We start from the raw sequence: 19,388 nt of genomic DNA, 5'->3' as shown, positions 1-19,388 counted from the left end.
CCGTCGATGGCGGAAGCGGACGACCGGCAGCCTCAGGCCGCGCTGTCCTTGCGGGTGCCGGGCAGGCGCTTGTCGAGATAGGTCCCGACCACGCCCATCAGCTCCTCGGTCTTGCCGTCGAAGAAGTGGTTGGCGCCGGGCACCACCTGCTGCTCGATGACGATGCCCTTCTGCGTCTTCAGCTTCTCCACCAGCGTCTGGACCGCGGAGGTGGGGACCACCGCGTCCTTGTCGCCATGGACGAACAGGCCCGAGGACGGGCAGGGGGCGAGGAAGGAGAAGTCGTAGAGGTTCGCCGGCGCGGCGATGGAGATGAAGCCCTCCACCTCCGGGCGGCGCATCAGAAGCTGCATGCCGATCCAGGCGCCGAAGGAGAAGCCGGCGATCCAGCAGGCGCGCGCGTCCGGGTTCACGGACTGGGCCCAGTCGAGCGCGGCGGCGGCGTCGGACAGCTCGCCCGTGCCGTGGTCGAACGAGCCCTGCGAACGGCCCACGCCCCGGAAATTGAAGCGGAGCACGGAGAAGCCGCGGTTCACGAACTGATAATAGAGGTTGTACACCACCGGATTGTTCATCGTGCCGCCGAACTGCGGATGCGGATGAAGAATGATGGCGATGGGCGCATTGCGGGTCTTGGCGGGCTGGTAGCGGCCTTCGAGCCGTCCCTTTTCGCCGGGGAAGATCACTTCTGGCATGGAAGTTTTGCAACCTCTGGGTGGCAATCGCGCTCTGGAGGACGCGGAGCCCCGGAAAAGCCCGGCTGCGAACCTGGGTTCCCCGATGAAGGATCCGCCTGCACCACCGTAACGACTTGACGCCGAAGCGGGAATGCTTGACTTACGGACGAGAACGACCTATTTATTTAGAATAATTCTAATCTGTTCCCGCCGGCTGCGCAAACCGAAAGGCGCTGCATTGCGAGAACGGGTGAAGTTTGACCTATGACCGAGATTGCCGGCAATTGCAAGTCTGGCGCGGGGTTCCGGGCGCGTTGCGCGTGATGGAGCCGGGAGGCGGAGATGAGCGCGGGCGGCACCTCGGGGTCGCGGGATTCGGGCGTGGGCGCCGGGCGGACAGGCTTGTCCCCGGCGCGGGCACCCGTGCGCCGGTGCTATCTCGATCACAATGCCACGAGCCCCCTGCGCCCTGAGGCGCGCGCAGCCTTGCTCGACGCCCTCGATGCCGGCGGCAACGCCTCCTCGGTCCATGCGGAGGGGCGCGCCGCGCGGGCGCGGATGGAGGCGGCCCGGGCGGAGGTGGCGCGGCTCGTGGGCGCTGCGCCGCGTGGGGTGGTCTTCACCTCCGGCGCCACTGAGGCGGCGGCGCTCGCGCTGCATCCGGCGGCCGAGATCGACGGCCGGGCGAAGCCTTGCGATATTCTTCTCGTGAGCGCGGTGGAGCACCCCGCCGTGCTGCGCGGCCACCGCTTCGCCGCCGATGCGGTCGAGGTTCTGCCGGTGGATGGCGACGGGCGGCTGGATCTTTCCGCCCTGGAAGGCGCTCTGGCCCGCCATGCCGCCGCCGGCCGGCGTGCGATGCTGGCGCTCATGGTCGCGAACAACGAGACCGGCGTGGTCCAGCCGGTGGCCGAAGCGGCGCAACTGGTCCATGGGGCGGACGGGATCGTATTCTGTGACGCGGTGCAGGCGGCCGGGCGCATGCCGCTGGACATGACGGCGCTGGGCGTCGATTTCCTTGCCGTGTCCGCCCACAAGCTCGGCGGCCCCCCCGGGGCCGGGGCGCTCGTGGCGGCGGGGCCGGACCATCGCGTCCGGCCGCTGATCGCCGGCGGCGGGCAGGAGCGCAATCGCCGCGCCGGCACGGAGAACGGCCCGGCCATCGCCGGCTTCGGCGCGGCGGCCGCGGCGGTGCGGGCGGCGCTGGAGGGAGAGGCGGCGCGGCTGGCCGCATTACGCGATCTTCTGGAGCGGCAGGTCGTCGCGACGGTGGAGGGGGCGCAGGTGATCGCGCCCGGTGCCTCGCGGTTGCCGAACACGAGCGTTATGACCTTTCCCGGGCTTCGGGCCGAGACACTGGTGATTGCGCTCGACCTTGCCCACATAAGTGTAAGCGCCGGTTCCGCCTGCTCGTCGGGCAAGGTCGGCGCCTCCCATGTGCTGGCTGCCATGGGCCTGCCGGAAGACCGCGCGGCAGGGGCCATCAGGCTTTCCTTCGGCTGGTGCAGCACGGCACAGGATGTGGAGGAGGCTGTCGTCGCCTTGCAAAAGGTCGTGCCGCAGCTGAGAAGCCGCGCAGCACGCGCGGCATAGGAACGTGGAATTGAAGGCCGCCCGTCACGGGTGGCGTTGGAGGACAAGACGGAGCGTGCGTCACCCGATCGGCTTGCGAGCCCGTCGGCGCACGCTTCGGGGAACTTGACCCGCGGGCCTTGACCCCGCGCGGGAGAGGAGAAGAGAAGATGCCTGCGGTTCAGGAAACCGTCGAACGCGTCCGCGCGCTCGACGTGGACCAGTACAAGTACGGTTTCGTCACCGATATCGAGAGCGAGAAGGCCCCCAAGGGCCTTTCCGAGGAGACGATCCGCTATATCTCCGCCAGGAAGAACGAGCCCGCATGGATGCTCGAATGGCGGCTCGATGCCTATCGGCGCTGGCTCACCATGGAGGAGCCCACCTGGGCCCGGGTGAGCTACCCGAAGATCGATTTCCAGGCCTATTATTATTACTCGGCTCCCAAGGCCGCGCCCAAGTCCATCGACGAGATCGATCCGGAAATCCTGAAGACCTACGAGAAGCTCGGCATCCCCCTGCGCGAGCGCGACGCGCTGCTCGGCATCGAGAATTCCGGCGGCACGAAAGTGGCGGTGGACGCGGTGTTCGACTCGGTGTCGGTGGCCACCACCTTCAAGGAGGAGCTGGCCAAGGCGGGCGTGATCTTCATGCCCATCTCCGAAGCCATCCGCGAGCATCCCGAGCTGGTGAGGACCTATCTCGGCTCCGTGGTGCCGGTGACGGACAATTTCTACGCCACCCTGAACTCGGCGGTGTTCTCCGACGGCTCCTTCGTCTACATCCCCAAGGGCGTGCGCTGCCCCATGGAGCTCTCCACCTATTTCCGCATCAACGAGCGGAACACGGGGCAGTTCGAGCGCACCCTCATCATCGCCGACGAGGGGGCCTATGTGAGCTACCTCGAAGGCTGCACCGCGCCCCAGCGCGACGAGAACCAGCTGCACGCCGCGGTGGTGGAGCTGGTGGCGCTGAAGGATGCGCAGATCAAGTATTCCACCGTCCAGAACTGGTATCCCGGCGATGCCGAGGGCCGGGGCGGCATCTACAATTTCGTCACCAAGCGCGGCGACTGCCGGGGCGACAATTCCAAGATCTCGTGGACCCAGGTGGAGACCGGCTCGGCCATCACCTGGAAGTATCCGAGCTGCATCCTGCGCGGCGACAACTCGCAGGGCGAGTTCTATTCCATCGCCATCTCCAACGGCCACCAGCAGGTGGACTCGGGAACCAAGATGATCCACCTCGGCAAGAACACGTCGAGCCGGATCATCTCCAAGGGCATTGCCGCGGGCAAGTCGGAGAACACCTACCGCGGGCTGGTCTCGGCCCACAGGAAGGCGACGGGCGCGCGCAACTTCACCAATTGCGACTCGCTCCTCATCGGCAACCAGTGCGGCGCGCACACCGTGCCCTACATGGAGGCCAGGAACGCCTCGGCCCAGTTCGAGCACGAGGCGACCACCTCCAAGATCTCCGAGGACCAGCTGTTTTACTGCCTGCAGCGCGGCCTCGGGCCCGAGGAGGCGGTGGCGCTCATCGTCAACGGGTTCGTCAGGGACGTGCTCCAGCAACTGCCCATGGAGTTCGCCGTGGAGGCGCAGAAGCTGATCGCCGTGAGCCTGGAAGGCTCGGTGGGCTGATCCCGCTCTCCCCGGCGCGCGGCGCCGGGGCCCCCTTTTCCGCAGCGCCCCGGCGGTTTCCGGCCGGCGCCGCGCGCGGACCGATGTTCAAGGATTGAGAACCATGCTCGAGATCAAGAACCTGCACGCCCGCATCGGCGACAACGAGATCCTCAAGGGCCTCGACCTCACCATTCCCGACGGCGAGGTGCACGCCATCATGGGGCCGAACGGCTCCGGCAAGTCCACGCTGTCCTATGTCCTCTCCGGCAAGCCGGATTATGAGGTGACGGACGGCTCCGTGACCTTCGACGGCCAGGACATCCTGGGGCTGGACCCGGAAGCGCGAGCGGCGGCGGGGCTGTTCCTCGCCTTCCAGTATCCCATCGAGATCCCCGGCGTCGCCAACATGACCTTCTTGCGCGCGGCCATGAACGCCCAGCGCAAGACCCGCGGCGAGGAGGAAATCTCCACCCCCGACTTCCTGAAGCTGGTGCGCCAGAAGGCCCCGAGCCTCGGCATCTCCCAGGACATGCTCCGGCGCGGCGTCAACGTGGGCTTCTCCGGCGGCGAGAAGAAGCGCAACGAGATCCTGCAGATGGCCCTGCTGGAACCGAAGCTCTGCATCCTCGACGAGACCGATTCCGGCCTCGACATCGACGCGCTGAAGGTGGTGTCCCAGGGGGTGAACGCCCTGCGCAGCCCCAACCGCTCCATGCTGGTCATCACCCATTACCAGCGCCTGCTCGACCATATCGTGCCGGACGTGGTGCATGTGATGCACAAGGGCCGCATCGTGCGCACCGGCGGCCCCGAGCTGGCGCTGGAGCTGGAGGAATCCGGCTATGCCGCCTATGGCGCCGATGCCGGCCAGGACGCGGCGTGAGGGCGTGGCCATGAACGCCCCTCTCACACCGCCGGCCCGCACCGCGGCCGAAGAAGCCCTTGCCACGGCCCTTGCCGGGCACCTCGCCGCCGGCGTGTCCCCCGGCCGCGTCGGCGAGCTGTCCCGCGACGCCCTCGATGCCTTCCGTCTCCACGGCCTGCCGCACCGGCGGGTGGAGGAGTGGAAGTATACGGACCTGCGCGCCGCCTTGCGGAGCGTGCCGCCGCGCGCGCCCGCGCCCACCGCCGCCGAGGTGGCGGAAGCCGGCGTCACGGCGCTGAAGATGGAGGGCGTGCCGCGCCTCCTGTTCGTCAGCGGCACCTTCGCCGGCGGCGCCTCGGACCTAGCCGCCCTGCCGGCGGGGGTCTCGGCGCTGACGCTGGAGGCCGCCATCGCCGCCAACGACCCGCGCGCCGATCGCATCGGCGCGCTGGCTCCGGACCGCTATGACGGCGCGCTGGCGCTCAACACCGGTTTCCTGGGCGAGGGCGTGGTGCTCACCGTCGCCGCCGGCACCAGGGCCGCGAGCCCGGTGCACCTCGCCCATGCCTTCCCCGCTGGCGCGGCCTATGCCGGCTTCACCCGTACCGTGGTGGCGGTGGAGGCGGGGGCCGAGGTGACGCTCATCGAGAGCTTCGGTGGTCGCGAGGGCGTCGCCTATCTGGCCAACCACGCGGTGGAGCTGGCGGTGGGCGACGGCGCCACGGTGAACCTCGTGCGCATCCAGGAGGAGGGGGCGGCGGCGACCCATCTCGGCACGCTCATGGTGGAGCTGGGCCGCACGGCGAAGCTGAACCTGTTCTTGCTTGCCCAGGGCGCGGGTCTCTCGCGCTACACGGTGCACGGCCGCTTCGACGGCACCGGCGCCACCGCCGGCATCCGCGGCGCGACCCTGCTGAAGGATCGCCAGCACGCGGACACCACGTTGTTCATCGACCATGCGGTGGCGGGCTGTGAGAGCCGGGAGCTGTTCAAGACCGTCCTCGCCGACAAGGCGCACGGCGTGTTCCAGGGCAAGATCGTGGTGCGGCGCGATGCCCAGAAGACGGACGGGCGCATGATGAGTCAGTCTCTGCTCCTCTCCGACGATGCGGAGATGGACAACAAGCCGGAGCTGGAGATCTTCGCCGACGACGTGCAGTGCGGCCACGGCGCCACCGCCGGCGCGCTCGACGACAAGATGCTGTTCTACCTGCGCTCGCGCGGCCTGCCGCAGAAGGAGGCCGAGCTCCTGCTCATCCAGGCCTTCGTGGGCGAGGCGGTGGAGCATGTGGAGGACGAGGCCCTGCGCGAGCTCCTGATCGCGCGCATGGTGGCATGGCTGGAGAAGCGCGCGGCATAGGGCCTGTTGCCGAGGGCCTGTGCCGGCCCGACCGAGCAGGTGAGGGCGCGCTTGGTCATGCCCGGGACGCGTCCGGGCATGACGGCGGCGACAGACGGGATCGTGCGGAGCCCGACCGGGGACCGCTCCCTCCCACACCTTCCCCGCACGCGGCGGGAAAGGGCTTCGAGCGAGCGATTTCAAGAGGACCCATTGCCGATGAGCACCGCTTCCGCCGTCCACCCCGCCGTCACCAACGGCACCTTCGACGTGGAGAAGGTGCGCGCGGATTTTCCGGCCCTCGCGCTGGAGGTGAACGGCCATCCGCTCACCTATCTCGACAATGCCGCATCGGCGCAGAAGCCGCGGCAGGTGATCCAGCGCATGGTCACCGCCTATGAGCGGGAATATTCCAACGTTCACCGCGGCCTGCACTTCCTCGCCAATGCCGCCACCGATGCGTTCGAGCATGCGCGCGAGGCCGTGCGCGGCTTCCTCAATGCCGAGAGCGTGGACGAGATCATCTTCACCCGCTCGGGCACGGGCTCCATCAATACGGTGGCCTCCTCCCTCGGCCAGTCCATCGGGGCGGGGGACGAGATCATCCTGTCCATCATGGAGCACCACTCCAACATCGTGCCCTGGAACTTCCTGCGCGAGCGCAAGGGCGCGGTGATCAAATGGGCGCCGGTGACGGAGGAGGGGGCCTTCGACTTCGAGGCGTTCAAGGCGCTCCTCTCCGAGCGCACGAAGATCGTCGCCATCACCCAGATGTCCAACGTGCTGGGCACGGTGACGCCCATCAAGGAGATCGCGGCGGCGGCCCACGCGGTGGGCGCCAAGGTGGTGGTGGACGGCTGCCAGGCCATCGTGCACATGCCGGTGGACGTGCGCGACCTCGACGTGGATTTCTACGCCATCACCGGCCACAAGCTCTATGCGCCCACCGGCATCGGCGTGCTCTATGGCAGGAAGGCCCTGCTGGAGGAGATGCCGCCCTACGAGGGCGGTGGCGAGATGATCCGCGAGGTGACGGAAGATTATGTCACCTACGGCGTGCCCCCCCACAGATTTGAAGCTGGAACTCCTCCAATTGTTCAGGCGATCGGCTTGGGCGCTGCCATAGAATATGTCCAGTCTATCGGCCGCGAGCGCATCGCCGCGCACGAGCACGAGCTTTCGGTCTATGCCCACGAACGCCTGGGAGCGCTCAATTCCCTGCGCATCATCGGCACCGCGCCGGGCAAGGGGGGGATCATTTCCTTCGAGATGAAGGGGGCCCATCCGCACGACGTGGCCACCATCATCGACCGCTACGGTGTTGCGGTGCGGGCGGGAACCCATTGCGCGCAGCCGCTTTTGGCCCGATATGGAACGACGGCGACGTGCCGCGCATCCTTTGCCCTTTATAACACGCGCGCCGACGTGGACCGTCTCGTGGACGCCCTCGTCAAGGCGCAGGATTTGTTCGCATGACCGATACGAATGCCGCCGAGACGGCCCACGTGCCGCAGATCAAGTCCGCCATTCCCGAGGCGGAGCTGAACCGCCTGACCGACGGCATCGTGACCGCGCTGAAGACCGTCTACGATCCCGAGATCCCGGTGGACATCTACGAGCTGGGCCTCATCTACAAGGTGGACATCGCCGACGACCGCAGCGTGGCGGTGGAGATGACGCTGACCACCCCCAACTGCCCCGCCGCCGCCGAGCTGCCGGGCATGGTGGAGGGGGCGGTGTCCTCCGTCCCGGGCATCTCCGGCGTGAAGGTGGACATCACCTTCGATCCGCCGTGGGACCAGGGCCGCATGTCCGAGGAGGCCCGCGCCACCCTCAACCTGTGGTGAGGGGATGATGGCCCCGGCCCTTTCTCCCGCGACCCCGCCGCGTCTCGGCCGGGTGGTGGAGACGGGGCTCTATGTGGACGATCTTGACCGCGCCGCCGCCTTCTACGAGGGGGTGATGGGCCTTTCGCCCATGCTGCGCGACGCGCGCTTCATCGCCTATCCGGTTGCCGATACGGTGCTGCTGCTGTTCCTGCGCGGCACCGGCGACGAGCCCATCACCTTGCCCTTCGGCGGCGCCATCCCGCCCCATGACGGGACCGGGCGCCTGCACTTCGCCTTCGCCGTGGCCGCCGCCGACATCGAGCCGTGGCGCGCGCACCTTCAGGCGCGCGGCGTCGCCATCGAGGGCGAGGTGCATTGGCCAAAAGGCTCCATCAGCCTCTATTTCCGTGATCCCGACGGCAACCTGGCGGAACTCGCCAGCCCGGGGCTCTGGGCGAACTACTGAGCGCACGCCGATCCGATCGCGCGCCAGAGCGCGGCCATGACGGCCCGGCTGCGACACTCGCGCGTCGCACGATCCCCGGCCGGTCATGTCCAGACAGGCTTTCAGAACGCCTTGAAGGTGATGATGGTCCGGGTGTCCTGGATGCCGGGGATGATCTGCACCTTCTGGTTCACGAAATGGCCGATGTCCGTGCCGTCCTCCACATAGAACTTCACCAGGAGGTCGAACTCGCCGGCCGTGGAATAGATTTCGGATGCGATCTCCGCATCGGCGAGGGCGTCCGCCACCTCGTAGGACTTTCCGAGCTGGCACTTGATCTGGACGAAGAAGGGAACCACGGCACTCTCCGCTGAAGCGGTGCGAACAGGCCCGGCGCGCGGGCGTCGCCAAGGTGGACAAAACGCGAGGGGCTGGCAAGGGTGGGACGAACCGCTATATCCGGGAGCAGCGGGTTCGGCCCGTCGGGCCACGGGGCATCGGCCCGCGCGGCGCTTGGGCGACACCCTCTCGGCGCCGGTCAAGGACCGGGGCCGTCGCCATGATGCCCGGCCCGACCCACCGCGAGGAAACGCAAAGCCCATGAGCCGCAAGGTCCCGATCGCCCTCACCATCGCCGGATCCGATTCGAGCGGCGGCGCCGGCATCCAGGCGGACCTGAAGGCGTTCTCGGCCCTGGGCGCCTATGGGGCCAGCGTCATCACCGCCCTCACCGCCCAGAACACCCTGGGCGTTTCCGCCATCCACGACGTGCCGGACGCCTTCATCGCGGCGCAGATGGACGCCGTCTTTTCCGACCTGAAGGTGGATGCGGTGAAGATCGGCATGCTCTCGCGCCCCGGCGCCATCCGCGCGGTGGCACAGGGCCTCGCCCGCCACGGCGCCCGCCCCGTGGTGCTGGACCCGGTGATGGTGGCGGCCTCCGGCGCGCGGCTGCTGAGCGATGATTCCCTGAGCGATCTCAAGGCCATCCTTTTCCCCGCCGCCGACCTCGTGACCCCCAACCTGCCCGAGGCCGCCGCCCTGCTCGACGTCCCCATGGCCGAGGACGAGGCGCAGATGCAGGCCCAGGGCGAGGCGCTGCTGGCGCTGGGCGCCAGGGCGGTGCTGATGAAGGGCGGCCACGGCACCGGAGCCGACAGTGTGGACCTGCTGGTGACGCCCGCGGGCGTCACGCGCCTCGCCGCCCCGCGCCATGCCACCCGCAACACCCACGGCACGGGCTGCACCCTGTCCTCCGCCATTGCCGCGGGGCTCGCCGGCGGCCTCGGCCTCGTGCCGGCGGTGGAGCAGGCCAAGGCCTATATCACCGGCGCCATCGCTGCCGCCGACGCGCTGGACGTAGGCCAGGGCCACGGGCCGGTGCATCATTTCCACGCCTTGTGGCGGGCCTGAGGGCACCGCCGGCGTTCGCGCCGTGTGGTTGCGCGATCCGATCGGAGGCGACCGGATCGGTGAAACGCCTTCCAACTCCCGGATCGGGCACGAATGCGCCCGTCAGCCTGCGATGCGGGCTGATCCGGCTCGATGCCATTAAGGGAGGGGGCGACCCGCAGGGTCCCATGGAGCCGCGTGCGGGGCCGCAGGGTTGGGGTGCGCTCCGGCGAAAGCTGCTTCCCTCGGCGTCCATTGCCCAGTATCGTCCGTCACAGCGAACGTTCGTTCGGTGAAAGGATCGCTGGGCATGGCAGTCAAGGACCGTGGCGGGACGCATATGGAGACCGGGGCGCAGGCCATCACGGGGCAGCTCGGCAAAACCATCCAGCGGTTGCGCAAGGCCTACAACCTGTCGCTCTCGGACCTCGCCGAGCAGTCCGGCGTCGCGAAATCGATCATCAGCCAGATCGAGCGCAACGAGACCAACCCCACCCTGGCCACCGTGTGGCGCCTCTCCCAGGCGCTGGACATGTCGGTGGAGCGGGTGCTCGCCTCCTCGGACGACGCCCCCTTCGTGGAGAAGCTGACGCGGGCGGACACGCCGATCCTGCTCTCCGAGGACGGGCTGGTGCGCCTGTCCATCATCGGCTGGATCAAGACGGTGGAGTGGCTGCAATATTACGACGTGCGCGCGGAGCCCGGCGGCGAGCTGGATTCGGACGGGCACCAGCGCGGCTCGGTGGAATGCCTCACGGTCATCTCCGGCACCTTCGAGGTGGAGGTAGGCGGGGTGATCGAGACCGTGAAGGAAGGCGAGACGGTGCGCTATCGCTGCGACCGCCGCCATGTCATCCGCAACCGCACCGGTACCACCGCCCATGCCGTCATGGTCTGCCTGCTGAAGGCGGCCGTGCTGGAGTGAGGGCAGGGGGCGGCGCGCCGCCCTCCCTCGGCGCTGATCCGATGTCATCCCTCCGGCTTGCCCGGGGGGCCCCTTTGCGGCCGCGATGGGGGGAAGTCGGCAACCGCCGACTTCCGGGCCGGCCGGGGCATGACGGGGGGAGGGGCGCCTGCGCAGCGCAGGGCCTCCGCCCCGCCGCGCCTCACTCGTCCGTCAGCGGGCCGAGGATCAGCATCTCCAGCTTCACCCAGTTGGCGAGCTGGGCGTAGGTGAGCTTCTCCGCCTTCAGGTCCCAGGTGACCTCCGAGCGGGTGGGGCCCACGCACTTGTCCTTGCCGTCGTCGCCCTTCACCCGTTTGCAGGCGTCCTCGCTGTCGTTGTAGTAGACGCGGCCGTAAAGGCCGGGCTTCGACTGGTCGGCGCTGGAGAAGAAGGCATCCGACTGCGCCTGCGCGGCGCCGGCATCGAAGAAGGACTGGTCGGTATTCGCCGGCTGCTCGTTCCAGCGCAGGTTGTATTCATAATAGCCCGTATAGGGCTTCTTCTTGCCCGCCTTGTCGGTGAAGTTGCCGTTCTCCTCCACGAAGCGGATGGAGCCGGACACGCGATCCGTGAAGGAGCGGTCGGCCACCGCATAGGAGAAGCTCACGCCGTTGGCGTCGGTGAGCCAGTTGCCGAGCTCGTAATCATAGTCGAGGTTGCCGGAAACCCGGGTCTCCGGCAGGAAGGAGAACGGCCCGGCGGCGAGCTGCGTGCGCTCGAAGCGCAGCGGGTCCGGGTTCTTCACCTGGATGGACACGGTCTTGCCGTCCACCACCCGCGAATAGATCTTGGTGGCTTCCTTCTGCGCCTTGCGGAACTGCTCGCCTACTTCCCACCAGCGCGTCACGTTGCGGCCCTGGATGGAGCCGCCAAAGGCGGAGGTGGTCTGGTTGCCCTTCACCACGTCGATGCGCAGGCGCCCGGCATCGGGAATGTAGCGGCCGTTGTTGTCGATCTGCAGGTCGCCGCGCAGGATCGCCACCTCGCGCGCGATCTGCGAGGGGTTCTGCGGGTTCACCACGTCGAACTTCACCGAATAGACGAGGCTCTTGCCCGGCGTGCGCTGCACGTTGCCCTTCAGCACCATCATGTCGGCGACGGCGAGATCGGAAATCTCGTAGAGGTCGGTGCCGCTGGTGGAGCGGGCCGACCGCGAATTGTAGTCCACCGTCATGCTGCCGGTGAGCTTCCCCTTGTCGGACGGGATCTCCTTCAGCGCCTGGCTCTGCTGGGCAAAGGCGGTCCCCGCCGCCAGAAGGCCCGCCGCGCAGGCGAGCGTCATCGGCACGATGCGTATGGTCATGTGTCTCTTCCCTCGGGCCCTGAGCCGAACACGGCGGCGCGCCCCGCGCCGCCCGCCTGCATACCCTAACGGAATCCAGGCCGTTCAGCGGCGCACAATGATGCCGCCAACCTGAACGGGAGATGACGGAACGGGAGGGGAAGCCGTCAGGTGGGGCAGGGGACGAAGGTGCGCCGCGCGGCGCCGGCGCCGCCCTTCGGCCGGTGCCGGGCGGGTCCGCTGACCCGCCGCGGGCTCACAGCAGGCCGAGGTCGCGCAGCTCGCGGCGCATGTCCTCCGGGAGGTCGGTGGCGCTCTCCTCGCCGGCGAGGTCCTTGGGCGCATCGGCGGCGGGCAGGTAGCGCCAGCCCTGGAACGGGCGCGAGGGGCGCGGCACGACCGGGACGACGGTAGGATCCAGCACGAGGCCGCAGCGGCGGATGCCCTCCCCGTCGGTGAAGGTGCGCAGGTCGAGAAGCTTCTGCCGCGCCGCCACCTCGCCCTTGATGACCCAGTAGAGCGAGCCGCCGTCCAGAAGCTCGTCGCGACGGGTGGGGACCATGCGGGTGACGTGGATCTGCTCGAACGGCCGTCCGGCCTTGCGCGCGGCGGCGCCACGCTCGGCGATCCATTCCTCGAGATCGGCGATGGAGGCGGCGCCGACGCAGAGCTTGATGAGATGAAGGGTCATGTGGGTCTGCGGTTAGGCCGCGCGGCGGCCTATTGGCCGTCGTCCGCGGCGGCAGGTTCCGCCTGGGGCTCGGCCTGCGGGGCGGCCGGCTGGGGACGCGGGCGCGGCGCCGCCGGGCGGGCGGCGGCGGGACGGGGCGCGGCGGGGGGAGCCGCCTGGCTCTGCACCGGCGGCGGGGCGGGCCGGGACGGAGGCAGAGGCGCCGGGCCGAGCGGAGGCTGGGTGGCCTGCACGTCGGTGTCCTCCACCGGCAGGTTGACGGGCCGCTCCTGCGGCTGGGCGGTATTGCCGAGGCCCTGGGTGGTGGCGGTGTCGTGCGGCGCCACGGCGAAGCCGAACGGCCCCGAGCGCGGGGGCGGCGCCGCCTGGGTCAGGGTGCCGCGGTTGCGCGCGTTGCGTTCCCAGATGGGCGTGTATTTCGCCACCAGCGCGGCGTACCGGCCTTCCGACATGTTGGCGAGGATGCGGGCGGGATCGCCCACCACCGCCGCCTGCGGGCAATAGCTCGGGGTGCAGCCGGAATAATCCACCAGCGCCGCGGCGACGAGGCCGAGATTGTCCTGCTCCAGGGGCTTGCGCCAGGCAGCGATGCGCTCGGTGAGGTAGGTGGCCTCGCGGCGGCGGACGAACTCGAACGCATCCTCCACCAGGGCCATGCGGGCGCGCACCAGGGCGCGGGCGGCGGCGACCGTGTCGGGACGCTCGAACAGCACCACCTCGCACACGCTGGCAAGCTGCGGGTCGGCTCCCAGGCAGCCGAGGGCCTGCGACTGCGCCGCGGCCGCATCAAGGGCGGCGGCCCGCGCTTCCAGCGCCTTCGCCTCGGCGATGGCGGAAGAGGCATTGAGCTGGCGCACCAGCCCCGTGCCGATGGCGAGGCCGCCCACCAGGATGCCGATGAGGACGAGGATGGTCAGCGGGTTCTCGTTCGGCTCGGAGCGCACGAACAGCAGGAACACGAACACCGCACCGAGGACGAGCGAGGCGAACACCACCCAGCCGGGCACGAGGACGTTCGTGTTCACGATGCCCAGGGCTTGGGCGATCCACTCCATGTGTCACTCCTTCGCGGAACCAACCGCAACTCCGGTTCCCGCACGCGCCAGTGCCGGCGCGGATCGCACCGGCCATCGGCCGGGCCTGCCCTCGGCAAGGGCGGGCATCCATGGGCGAGGCTTCGCGCATGCCGACAACGCCGGACGCGCGCTGTCGGATCCGGCCGGGGGATGATCCTCCCGGCCGGCCTCCAAGGCAACGCGGCGTCGGCGCCCATGCCGTACATGGTAAAGCATTTGTGCCGCCCCTCGGGCGGGGGGCACAGCGCGATCCGGAGCGCGATCCCCCCGGATGGACGGCGTTTCTGCATCCATCCGGCCGGTGAGCCGCCCGCCAGCGTTTTGAAGAGAGGCGGATCCGGCTCTACGCCGGGCGCACCACAGACGGGTCGAACCCGCCGAAGAGATAGATGAGCGCCACCGCAACGAGGAAGAAGGCAAGAGCCTTGCGCGCCACGCCCCAGCAGGAGTGGCGCTCGAACGAGCCTTGGGTCAGGTGCATGATGTGAGTGAAGCTTCGCTTGTGTCCCCGCGTCACGCGCAAGCGTTCCGCAACGCACACAGCATTAAGGTTTTCTCAACCCTGTCGCAAGCTGTTCGCAGATGCGCAAATGGCATGGCCGCTCTTCGCCTGCCGATTGCCGGGGCGGCGTGTTTTTTCTACCAGTGCAGTTCCGGCGCAGGCGAAAAGCCGCGTGATTCCCGAAGGAAGCGACCCTCATGCCCGACCGCCCGCAGCCGCAGCACGAGGCCGAAGCGCGCCTGCCCGACGAGGCGCGGGCGCAACAGGTGCTGCTCTCCCTCTCCGCCGCCTGCGCCCCCGGCAAGAGCATCAGCCCCATGGACGTGGCCCTGGCCCTGATGCCGGAGGCCGACTGGCAGCGCGCCCTGCCGATCGTCCGGCGGGTGGCGGTGCGGCTGGCGCTGGAAGGGCGGCTGATCATCTATCGCAAGGGCAAGCAGGTGGACCCGTCCGATTTCCGCGGCGTCTATCGCCTCGGCCCGCCGAGCGACGCCTGAGGGACGACGCCCGAGCCGCGCCGGAGCATCAGGGGGCCGGGAACAGTGCCGTCGTCTTGCCCGAGAGGTAATAGGCCACGAGGCCGATCCATTCCTTCACGCCGATGTCGGTGAGGTCGAGGCCGGAGGCGGCACGGGAAAAGCCCTCGTTGAGGGCGTGCGGCCCTATGGTGCGATAATCCACCGGATAGGGCACCACGTCGAAGCCCGCCTTGCGGAAGCAGCCCACCGCGCGTGGCATGTGGAAGGCGCTCGTCACCAGCAGCCACTTCTGGCCCGGATCAGGCTTGAGCAGCGCCTTGGCGAAGGCGGCGTTCTCCGCGGTGTTGCGGGACTTCTCCTCGAATTCCACCCGCCCCGGTGCGATGCCGAGATCGGGCAGGGTCAGGCGCATCATCTCCGCCTCCAGCGCCGGGCCGGCGGGGAAGAGGGCGCTGGACCCGCCGACGAAGGCGAGGCGGGCGTCGGGATACCTCCGCGCCAGCGCGCCGAGGGCGATGGCCCGCTCGGCGGCATCGGCGAAGGCGGGCACCTTGCGGGCAAGGCCCACCTCCGGCACCTCCGCGCCGCCGAGGATGATGATGCCGGTCACCGGCCGTCCGTCGTCCACGAACTGGGGAAAGCGCTCCTCCAGCGGCGAGAAGATGTAGTTCGCCGCCGGCGAGAAGCCGAACACCGCCCAGCCGAGGACGGCGAGCAATATCAGGCCGCCGCCGAACCGCCGCCGGCCGATGACGCATAGCGCGATGCCGAGCCCTGCCGCCAGCACCAGCGCATTGGACGGTGCGGTAAGGAACCAGAGCACTTTCGAGGCGGTGAAGAAGGAATCCATGCTTGGCTCCGGATGGCGGGCGCAGGGGCTCCGCGCCGCCGCCCCGGACCCGATGACAGGCAGGCGCGGCCCCGACGCGGCAAGAGGTCCGCGGGCGATGCGCCCTCAGGCGAGTTCCACCACCTTGCCTTCGCGCAGGGTCACCCGGCGGTCCATGCGGGAGGCGAGCTCCAGATTGTGGGTAGCGATGAGGGCCGCGACGCCGGTCGCCCGCACCAGCTCGGTCATGGCGCCGAACACATGGTCGGAGGTCTTCGGGTCGAGGTTGCCGGTAGGCTCGTCCGCCAGCAGCAGGCGCGGGGCATTGGCCAGCGCGCGGGCGATGGCCACGCGCTGCTGCTCGCCACCGGACAGCTCCGCCGGCCGGTGGGTGAGGCGCGCGCCGAGGCCGAGGTAGGAGAGCAGGTCCTTCGCCCGCGCCTCCGCCTCCTTGCGGGTGAGGCCGCGGATCATCTGCGGCATGGCGACGTTTTCCAGCGCGGTGAACTCGCCCAGGAGATGGTGGAACTGGTAGACGAAGCCGATGGACATGCGGCGGATGCGCGTGCGCTCCGCATCGGGCAGGCGGGCGGTGGGGGTGCCGTCGATGAACACCTCGCCGGCGTCCGAATGCTCCAGCAGGCCGGCGATGTGCAGCAAAGTGGACTTGCCCGAGCCGGACGGCGCCACCAGCGCCACCGACTGGCCGTGGGAGATGGTGAGGTCCACCCCGCGCAGGATCTCCAGCGCGCCTTGCCCCTGCGTGTAGCGGCGCACCACGCCGGTGAGCGCGAGGGCGAGCGGCGGGCGGGTGCCCGGCGGCGGCTTGGGGCCGGCGGGGCGGCGGTCGGGGGGAGCCTTGGGATTGGTGGGCGTGTCCATCACTCGTATCTCAGGGCTTCCACCGGATCGAGCCGGGCCGCCCGCCAGGACGGATAGAGGGTGGCGAGCAGCGACAGCGCCAGCGCCATGACGACCACGGTGGTGGTCTCGCCGAAGTTCATCTCCGCCGGCAGGCGGCTCAGATAATAGAGCTCCGGCGAGAACAGCTCGGTGGCGGTGAGCCAGGAGATGAACTGGCGGATGTGCTCGATGTTGAGGCACACGATGACCCCCAGCAGCAGCCCCGAGAGGGTGCCCACCACGCCGATGGACGCGCCGGTGATGAGGAACACCCGCATGATGGCGCCCTTGGTGGCCCCCATGGTGCGCAGGATGGCGATGTCGTGCCCCTTGTCCTTCACCAGCATGATGAGGCCGGAGACGATGTTCAGCGCCGCCACCAGCACGATCAGGGTGAGGATGAGGAACATCACGTTCCGCTCCACCTGCAGCGCGTTGAAGAAGGTGGCGTTGCGCACCCGCCAGTCCACCAGATAGACCGGCCGCTCGGCCGCGCTCTGGATGGCGGCGCGCAATTCGCCCACGTCGTCCGGATTGGCGAGATAGACCTCGATGGCGTTCACGTCGCCATTGCGGTTGAAATAGGCCTGCGCCTCGGGCAGCGGCATGAAGACGAAGGCGCTGTCGTATTCCGACATGCCGATCTCGAACACCGCGGCGATCTTGTAGACCTTGATGCGCGGCGAGGTGCCCATGGGCGTCACCGCGCCGCGCGGGGCGACGAGGGTGATGTTGTCGCCGGCATGGAGCGACAGCTGGTCGGCGAGGCGCTTGCCGATGGCGATGCCCTGGCCCTGGTCGAAATTCTCCAGCGTGCCCTGGCGGATGTTGTGGGAGATGGAGGGCAGCTGCCGCAGGTCCTTCTCCGCAAGGCCGCGCACCAGCACGCCCGAGGCGCCGAAGGGCGAGGAGGCGAGCGCCTGCCCCTCCACCAGCGGCACCGCGAGGCGGATGCCGTTCAGCTTGGAAATGCGCTCCGCCACCGCGGCATAGTCGGTGAGCGGGGATTCCAGCGGCTGCACCAGCACATGGCCGTTGAGGCCGAGGATCTTGCCGAGCAGCTCCTGCCGGAAGCCGTTCATCACCGCCATGACGATGATGAGGGTGGCCACCCCCAGCATGATGCCCAGGAAGGAGAAGCCGGCGATGACCGAGATGAAGCCTTCCTTGCGCCGGGCCCGGAGGTAGCGCAGCGAGAGCATCCACTCGAATGGCGAGAAGGGACGCGTTCCCGTCGGCTCCTCGCCTCCGGGCCTGCGCCCCGCTCCGCCCCTCGTCGCCGCGGCCCCCGTCACCGTCATGCCTTCAGCCTCTCCAGGATGTCGCCGGGCGCGATCAGCTCGCGGGAGCCGTCGACGCGGCGCTTCAGTTCCACCTTGCCCTCGGCGAGGCTCTTCGGCCCGACGAGGATCTGCCACGGCAGGCCGATGAGGTCGGCCGTGGCGAACTTCGCGCCCGCCCGCTCTTCCGTGTCATCGTAGAGCACGTCGTAGCCGGCAGCCGTCAATTCCGCGTAAAGGGCGCCGCAGGCCGCCTCAGTGGCGCTGTCGCCGGCCTTCAGGTTCAGGATGCCCACCTGGAAGGGCGCCACCGCGTCCGGCCAGATGATTCCCGCCTCGTCGTGGGACGCCTCGATCATGGCCGCCACGAGGCGGGACGGGCCGATGCCGTAGGAGCCCATGTGAAGGGTGTGCTCGGCCCCGTCCGGCCCCTGCACCCTGGCGCCGAAGGGCTCGGAATACTTGGTGCCGAAATAGAAGATGTGGCCCACCTCGATGCCCCGCGCCGCCATGCGCCGGCCCTCGGGGATGGCGTTGAAGGCGGCCTCGTCGTGCTTCTCGGAGGTGGCGGCATAAAGCGCGGTCCAGCGGTCGAACACCGCCTGGAGGCCGGCCGCGTCGTCGAAGTTCACGTCCGGCGGCGGGGGCGCCATCTCCAGATAGTCGCCGTGGCAGAACACCTCGCTCTCGCCGGTGGAGGCGAGGATGATGAACTCGTGGGAAAGGTTGCCGCCGATCGGACCCGTGTCCGCCACCATGGGAATCACCCTCAGGCCCATTCTCGCGAAGGTGCGCAGATAAGCGACGAACATCTTGTTGTAGGAATGGCGGGCGCCGGCCGCGTCGAGATCGAAGGAATAGGCGTCCTTCATGAGGAACTCGCGCGAGCGGTAGACGCCAAAGCGCGGGCGCACCTCGTCCCGGAACTTCCACTGGATGTGGTAGAGGTTCAGCGGCAGGGACTTGTAGGACTTCACATAGGCCCGGACGATCTCGGTGATCATCTCCTCGTTGGTGGGGCCGAACAGCATGTCCCGGTCGTGGCGGTCCTTGATGCGCAGCATCTCCTTGCCATAATCGTCGTACCGCCCGCTCTCGCGCCACAGGTCCGCCGACTGGATGGTGGGCATCAGGAGCTCGATGGCGCCGGCCCGGTTCTGCTCCTCGCGGATGATGTTGCACACCTTGTTCAGCACCCGGTGCCCGAACGGAAGCCACGCATAGATGCCCGCCGATTCCTGCCGGATCATGCCGGCCCGCAGCATGAGGCGGTGGGAGACGATCTCCGCCTCCTTCGGCACTTCACGCAGGATGGGGAGGAAATAGCGGGAAAGGCGCATCTTGAGGCTCGAAGGCTGGAGCGAGGGAAACGAGGTCGGCGCGAGTGAAAGCGGAAGGGGAGAAAAAACACAAGTGCGGGCGAAACCCGCGCCTCCCGGTGCCCGCGGTGCCGGAGGACCATAGTGCGTTGCAGCGAAATGGATATTGCGGCGCAAGGATGACAAACGACAGATTCTTGTTCTATTTTGACCGCGCACAAGAAAGGGGATCGTCACCGCCCGCCAACACAGGTGGTGAACGCGGTCCAGGTCTCGGGAGGACTCGGAAAAAAGAAGCCGACCGAAGGCCGCCTTCTGGCGCATACGGAATCGGCAT

At 68.7% G+C, this 19,388-nt stretch carries 20 protein-coding genes; 10 read left to right on the top strand and 10 right to left on the bottom strand.

Annotated features, from left to right (window positions below; all coding sequences use genetic code 11):
• Positions 1-32: 32 nt before the first annotated feature.
• Positions 33-695, bottom strand: a complete 663-nt coding sequence (locus V5F59_RS12940; protein WP_393977995.1) for an alpha/beta hydrolase — start codon at positions 693-695, stop codon at positions 33-35.
• Between the two features lie 324 nt (positions 696-1,019).
• Here V5F59_RS12940 and V5F59_RS12935 point away from each other — a divergent pair, with 324 nt between their 5' ends.
• From V5F59_RS12935 to V5F59_RS12905, 7 genes are all read left to right on the top strand, one after another.
• Entirely contained in the window at positions 1,020-2,270 is a 1,251-nt protein-coding gene (locus V5F59_RS12935; protein WP_393977993.1) for a cysteine desulfurase family protein, read from the top strand.
• A 149-nt stretch (positions 2,271-2,419) separates the two neighbouring features.
• Positions 2,420-3,892 (top strand): Fe-S cluster assembly protein SufB, encoded by a 1,473-nt coding sequence (gene sufB, locus V5F59_RS12930; protein WP_393977991.1) that lies wholly within the window; start codon positions 2,420-2,422, stop codon positions 3,890-3,892.
• Between the two features lie 103 nt (positions 3,893-3,995).
• On the top strand, positions 3,996-4,757 hold the full coding sequence (gene sufC, locus V5F59_RS12925) for a Fe-S cluster assembly ATPase SufC (RefSeq protein WP_393977989.1): 762 nt from the start codon (positions 3,996-3,998) through the stop codon (positions 4,755-4,757).
• Positions 4,758-4,767: 10 nt separating this feature from the next.
• A complete protein-coding gene (gene sufD, locus V5F59_RS12920) occupies positions 4,768-6,099 on the top strand; it encodes a Fe-S cluster assembly protein SufD (RefSeq protein ID WP_393977987.1) in 1,332 nt (443 codons plus the stop codon).
• A 198-nt stretch (positions 6,100-6,297) separates the two neighbouring features.
• Positions 6,298-7,554, top strand: a complete 1,257-nt coding sequence (locus tag V5F59_RS12915) for a cysteine desulfurase (RefSeq protein WP_393977985.1) — start codon at positions 6,298-6,300, stop codon at positions 7,552-7,554.
• Positions 7,551-7,925, top strand: a complete 375-nt coding sequence (locus tag V5F59_RS12910) for an SUF system Fe-S cluster assembly protein (RefSeq protein ID WP_393977983.1) — start codon at positions 7,551-7,553, stop codon at positions 7,923-7,925. Before V5F59_RS12915 ends, V5F59_RS12910 begins: the two co-directional genes overlap by 4 nt.
• 7 nt (positions 7,926-7,932) lie before the next feature.
• Entirely contained in the window at positions 7,933-8,373 is a 441-nt protein-coding gene (locus V5F59_RS12905) for a VOC family protein (protein ID WP_393977981.1), read from the top strand.
• Positions 8,374-8,474: 101 nt separating this feature from the next.
• Here the strand turns inward: V5F59_RS12905 and V5F59_RS12900 are convergent, their stop codons facing one another.
• Positions 8,475-8,711, bottom strand: coding sequence for an Lrp/AsnC ligand binding domain-containing protein (locus tag V5F59_RS12900; RefSeq protein WP_393977979.1), 237 nt, complete (start codon positions 8,709-8,711; stop codon positions 8,475-8,477).
• A 241-nt stretch (positions 8,712-8,952) separates the two neighbouring features.
• On the opposite strand from V5F59_RS12900, the gene thiD reads away from it, so the two are divergent.
• Both thiD and V5F59_RS12890 read left to right on the top strand, forming a co-directional pair.
• Positions 8,953-9,765: a bifunctional hydroxymethylpyrimidine kinase/phosphomethylpyrimidine kinase gene (gene thiD / locus V5F59_RS12895; RefSeq protein ID WP_393977977.1), complete on the top strand. Its 813-nt coding sequence runs from the start codon at positions 8,953-8,955 to the stop codon at positions 9,763-9,765.
• A 289-nt stretch (positions 9,766-10,054) separates the two neighbouring features.
• Positions 10,055-10,669: a helix-turn-helix domain-containing protein gene (locus V5F59_RS12890; protein WP_393977975.1), complete on the top strand. Its 615-nt coding sequence runs from the start codon at positions 10,055-10,057 to the stop codon at positions 10,667-10,669.
• 181 nt (positions 10,670-10,850) lie between these two features.
• On the opposite strand, the gene V5F59_RS12885 is transcribed toward V5F59_RS12890, so the two are convergent.
• The 4 genes from V5F59_RS12885 to V5F59_RS12870 all read right to left on the bottom strand — a co-directional run bounded on the left by V5F59_RS12885 (position 10,851) and on the right by V5F59_RS12870 (position 14,220).
• On the bottom strand, positions 10,851-11,993 hold the full coding sequence (locus V5F59_RS12885; protein WP_393977973.1) for a hypothetical protein: 1,143 nt from the start codon (positions 11,991-11,993) through the stop codon (positions 10,851-10,853).
• A 235-nt stretch (positions 11,994-12,228) separates the two neighbouring features.
• Positions 12,229-12,663: a DUF1489 family protein gene (locus tag V5F59_RS12880; protein WP_393977971.1), complete on the bottom strand. Its 435-nt coding sequence runs from the start codon at positions 12,661-12,663 to the stop codon at positions 12,229-12,231.
• A gap of 29 nt (positions 12,664-12,692) precedes the next feature.
• The gene (locus V5F59_RS12875; RefSeq protein ID WP_393977969.1) at positions 12,693-13,718 is read right to left on the bottom strand and encodes a hypothetical protein; all 1,026 of its coding nucleotides are present in this window, start codon (positions 13,716-13,718) and stop codon (positions 12,693-12,695) included.
• 364 nt (positions 13,719-14,082) lie between these two features.
• Positions 14,083-14,220 (bottom strand): hypothetical protein, encoded by a 138-nt coding sequence (locus tag V5F59_RS12870; protein ID WP_393977967.1) that lies wholly within the window; start codon positions 14,218-14,220, stop codon positions 14,083-14,085.
• A gap of 218 nt (positions 14,221-14,438) precedes the next feature.
• On the opposite strand from V5F59_RS12870, the gene V5F59_RS12865 reads away from it, so the two are divergent.
• Complete coding sequence (locus V5F59_RS12865; protein WP_393977965.1) at positions 14,439-14,738, top strand: DUF3253 domain-containing protein; 300 nt, start codon at positions 14,439-14,441, stop codon at positions 14,736-14,738.
• Between the two features lie 28 nt (positions 14,739-14,766).
• Here V5F59_RS12865 and V5F59_RS12860 read toward each other — a convergent pair whose 3' ends face one another.
• The 4 genes from V5F59_RS12860 to proS form a co-directional block, all read right to left on the bottom strand.
• On the bottom strand, positions 14,767-15,570 hold the full coding sequence (locus V5F59_RS12860; protein ID WP_393977963.1) for a YdcF family protein: 804 nt from the start codon (positions 15,568-15,570) through the stop codon (positions 14,767-14,769).
• Positions 15,571-15,675: 105 nt separating this feature from the next.
• Complete coding sequence (locus V5F59_RS12855; RefSeq protein WP_445329485.1) at positions 15,676-16,431, bottom strand: ABC transporter ATP-binding protein; 756 nt, start codon at positions 16,429-16,431, stop codon at positions 15,676-15,678.
• Positions 16,431-17,753, bottom strand: a complete 1,323-nt coding sequence (locus V5F59_RS12850; RefSeq protein ID WP_393977961.1) for a lipoprotein-releasing ABC transporter permease subunit — start codon at positions 17,751-17,753, stop codon at positions 16,431-16,433. Before V5F59_RS12850 ends, V5F59_RS12855 begins: the two co-directional genes overlap by 1 nt.
• Positions 17,750-19,072 carry a proline--tRNA ligase gene (gene proS, locus V5F59_RS12845; RefSeq protein WP_393977959.1) on the bottom strand — a complete coding sequence of 441 codons (1,323 nt, stop codon included), beginning with the start codon at positions 19,070-19,072 and terminating at the stop codon, positions 17,750-17,752. The genes V5F59_RS12850 and proS overlap by 4 nt, the downstream gene beginning before the upstream one ends.
• Positions 19,073-19,388 lie beyond the last annotated feature (316 nt).

This window comes from Xanthobacter nonsaccharivorans (assembly GCF_043194755.2).
GTDB lineage: Bacteria > Pseudomonadota > Alphaproteobacteria > Rhizobiales > Xanthobacteraceae > Xanthobacter > Xanthobacter autotrophicus_G.
Note: the sequence above shows the minus strand (reverse complement) of the source record. Positions and strands in the feature narration are given on the sequence as shown.

Coding starts and splice junctions, on each gene's coding strand:
- V5F59_RS12940 (WP_393977995.1), bottom strand. CDS start 695: ATGCCAGAAGTGATCTTCCCCGGCGAAAAGGGACGGCTCGAAGGCCGC.
- V5F59_RS12935 (WP_393977993.1), top strand. CDS start 1,020: ATGAGCGCGGGCGGCACCTCGGGGTCGCGGGATTCGGGCGTGGGCGCC.
- sufB (WP_393977991.1), top strand. CDS start 2,420: ATGCCTGCGGTTCAGGAAACCGTCGAACGCGTCCGCGCGCTCGACGTG.
- sufC (WP_393977989.1), top strand. CDS start 3,996: ATGCTCGAGATCAAGAACCTGCACGCCCGCATCGGCGACAACGAGATC.
- sufD (WP_393977987.1), top strand. CDS start 4,768: ATGAACGCCCCTCTCACACCGCCGGCCCGCACCGCGGCCGAAGAAGCC.
- V5F59_RS12915 (WP_393977985.1), top strand. CDS start 6,298: ATGAGCACCGCTTCCGCCGTCCACCCCGCCGTCACCAACGGCACCTTC.
- V5F59_RS12910 (WP_393977983.1), top strand. CDS start 7,551: ATGACCGATACGAATGCCGCCGAGACGGCCCACGTGCCGCAGATCAAG.
- V5F59_RS12905 (WP_393977981.1), top strand. CDS start 7,933: ATGGCCCCGGCCCTTTCTCCCGCGACCCCGCCGCGTCTCGGCCGGGTG.
- thiD (WP_393977977.1), top strand. CDS start 8,953: ATGAGCCGCAAGGTCCCGATCGCCCTCACCATCGCCGGATCCGATTCG.
- V5F59_RS12890 (WP_393977975.1), top strand. CDS start 10,055: ATGGCAGTCAAGGACCGTGGCGGGACGCATATGGAGACCGGGGCGCAG.
- V5F59_RS12885 (WP_393977973.1), bottom strand. CDS start 11,993: ATGACCATACGCATCGTGCCGATGACGCTCGCCTGCGCGGCGGGCCTT.
- V5F59_RS12880 (WP_393977971.1), bottom strand. CDS start 12,663: ATGACCCTTCATCTCATCAAGCTCTGCGTCGGCGCCGCCTCCATCGCC.
- V5F59_RS12875 (WP_393977969.1), bottom strand. CDS start 13,718: ATGGAGTGGATCGCCCAAGCCCTGGGCATCGTGAACACGAACGTCCTC.
- V5F59_RS12870 (WP_393977967.1), bottom strand. CDS start 14,220: ATGCACCTGACCCAAGGCTCGTTCGAGCGCCACTCCTGCTGGGGCGTG.
- V5F59_RS12865 (WP_393977965.1), top strand. CDS start 14,439: ATGCCCGACCGCCCGCAGCCGCAGCACGAGGCCGAAGCGCGCCTGCCC.
- V5F59_RS12860 (WP_393977963.1), bottom strand. CDS start 15,570: ATGGATTCCTTCTTCACCGCCTCGAAAGTGCTCTGGTTCCTTACCGCA.
- V5F59_RS12855 (WP_445329485.1), bottom strand. CDS start 16,431: ATGGACACGCCCACCAATCCCAAGGCTCCCCCCGACCGCCGCCCCGCC.
- V5F59_RS12850 (WP_393977961.1), bottom strand. CDS start 17,753: ATGACGGTGACGGGGGCCGCGGCGACGAGGGGCGGAGCGGGGCGCAGG.
- proS (WP_393977959.1), bottom strand. CDS start 19,072: ATGCGCCTTTCCCGCTATTTCCTCCCCATCCTGCGTGAAGTGCCGAAG.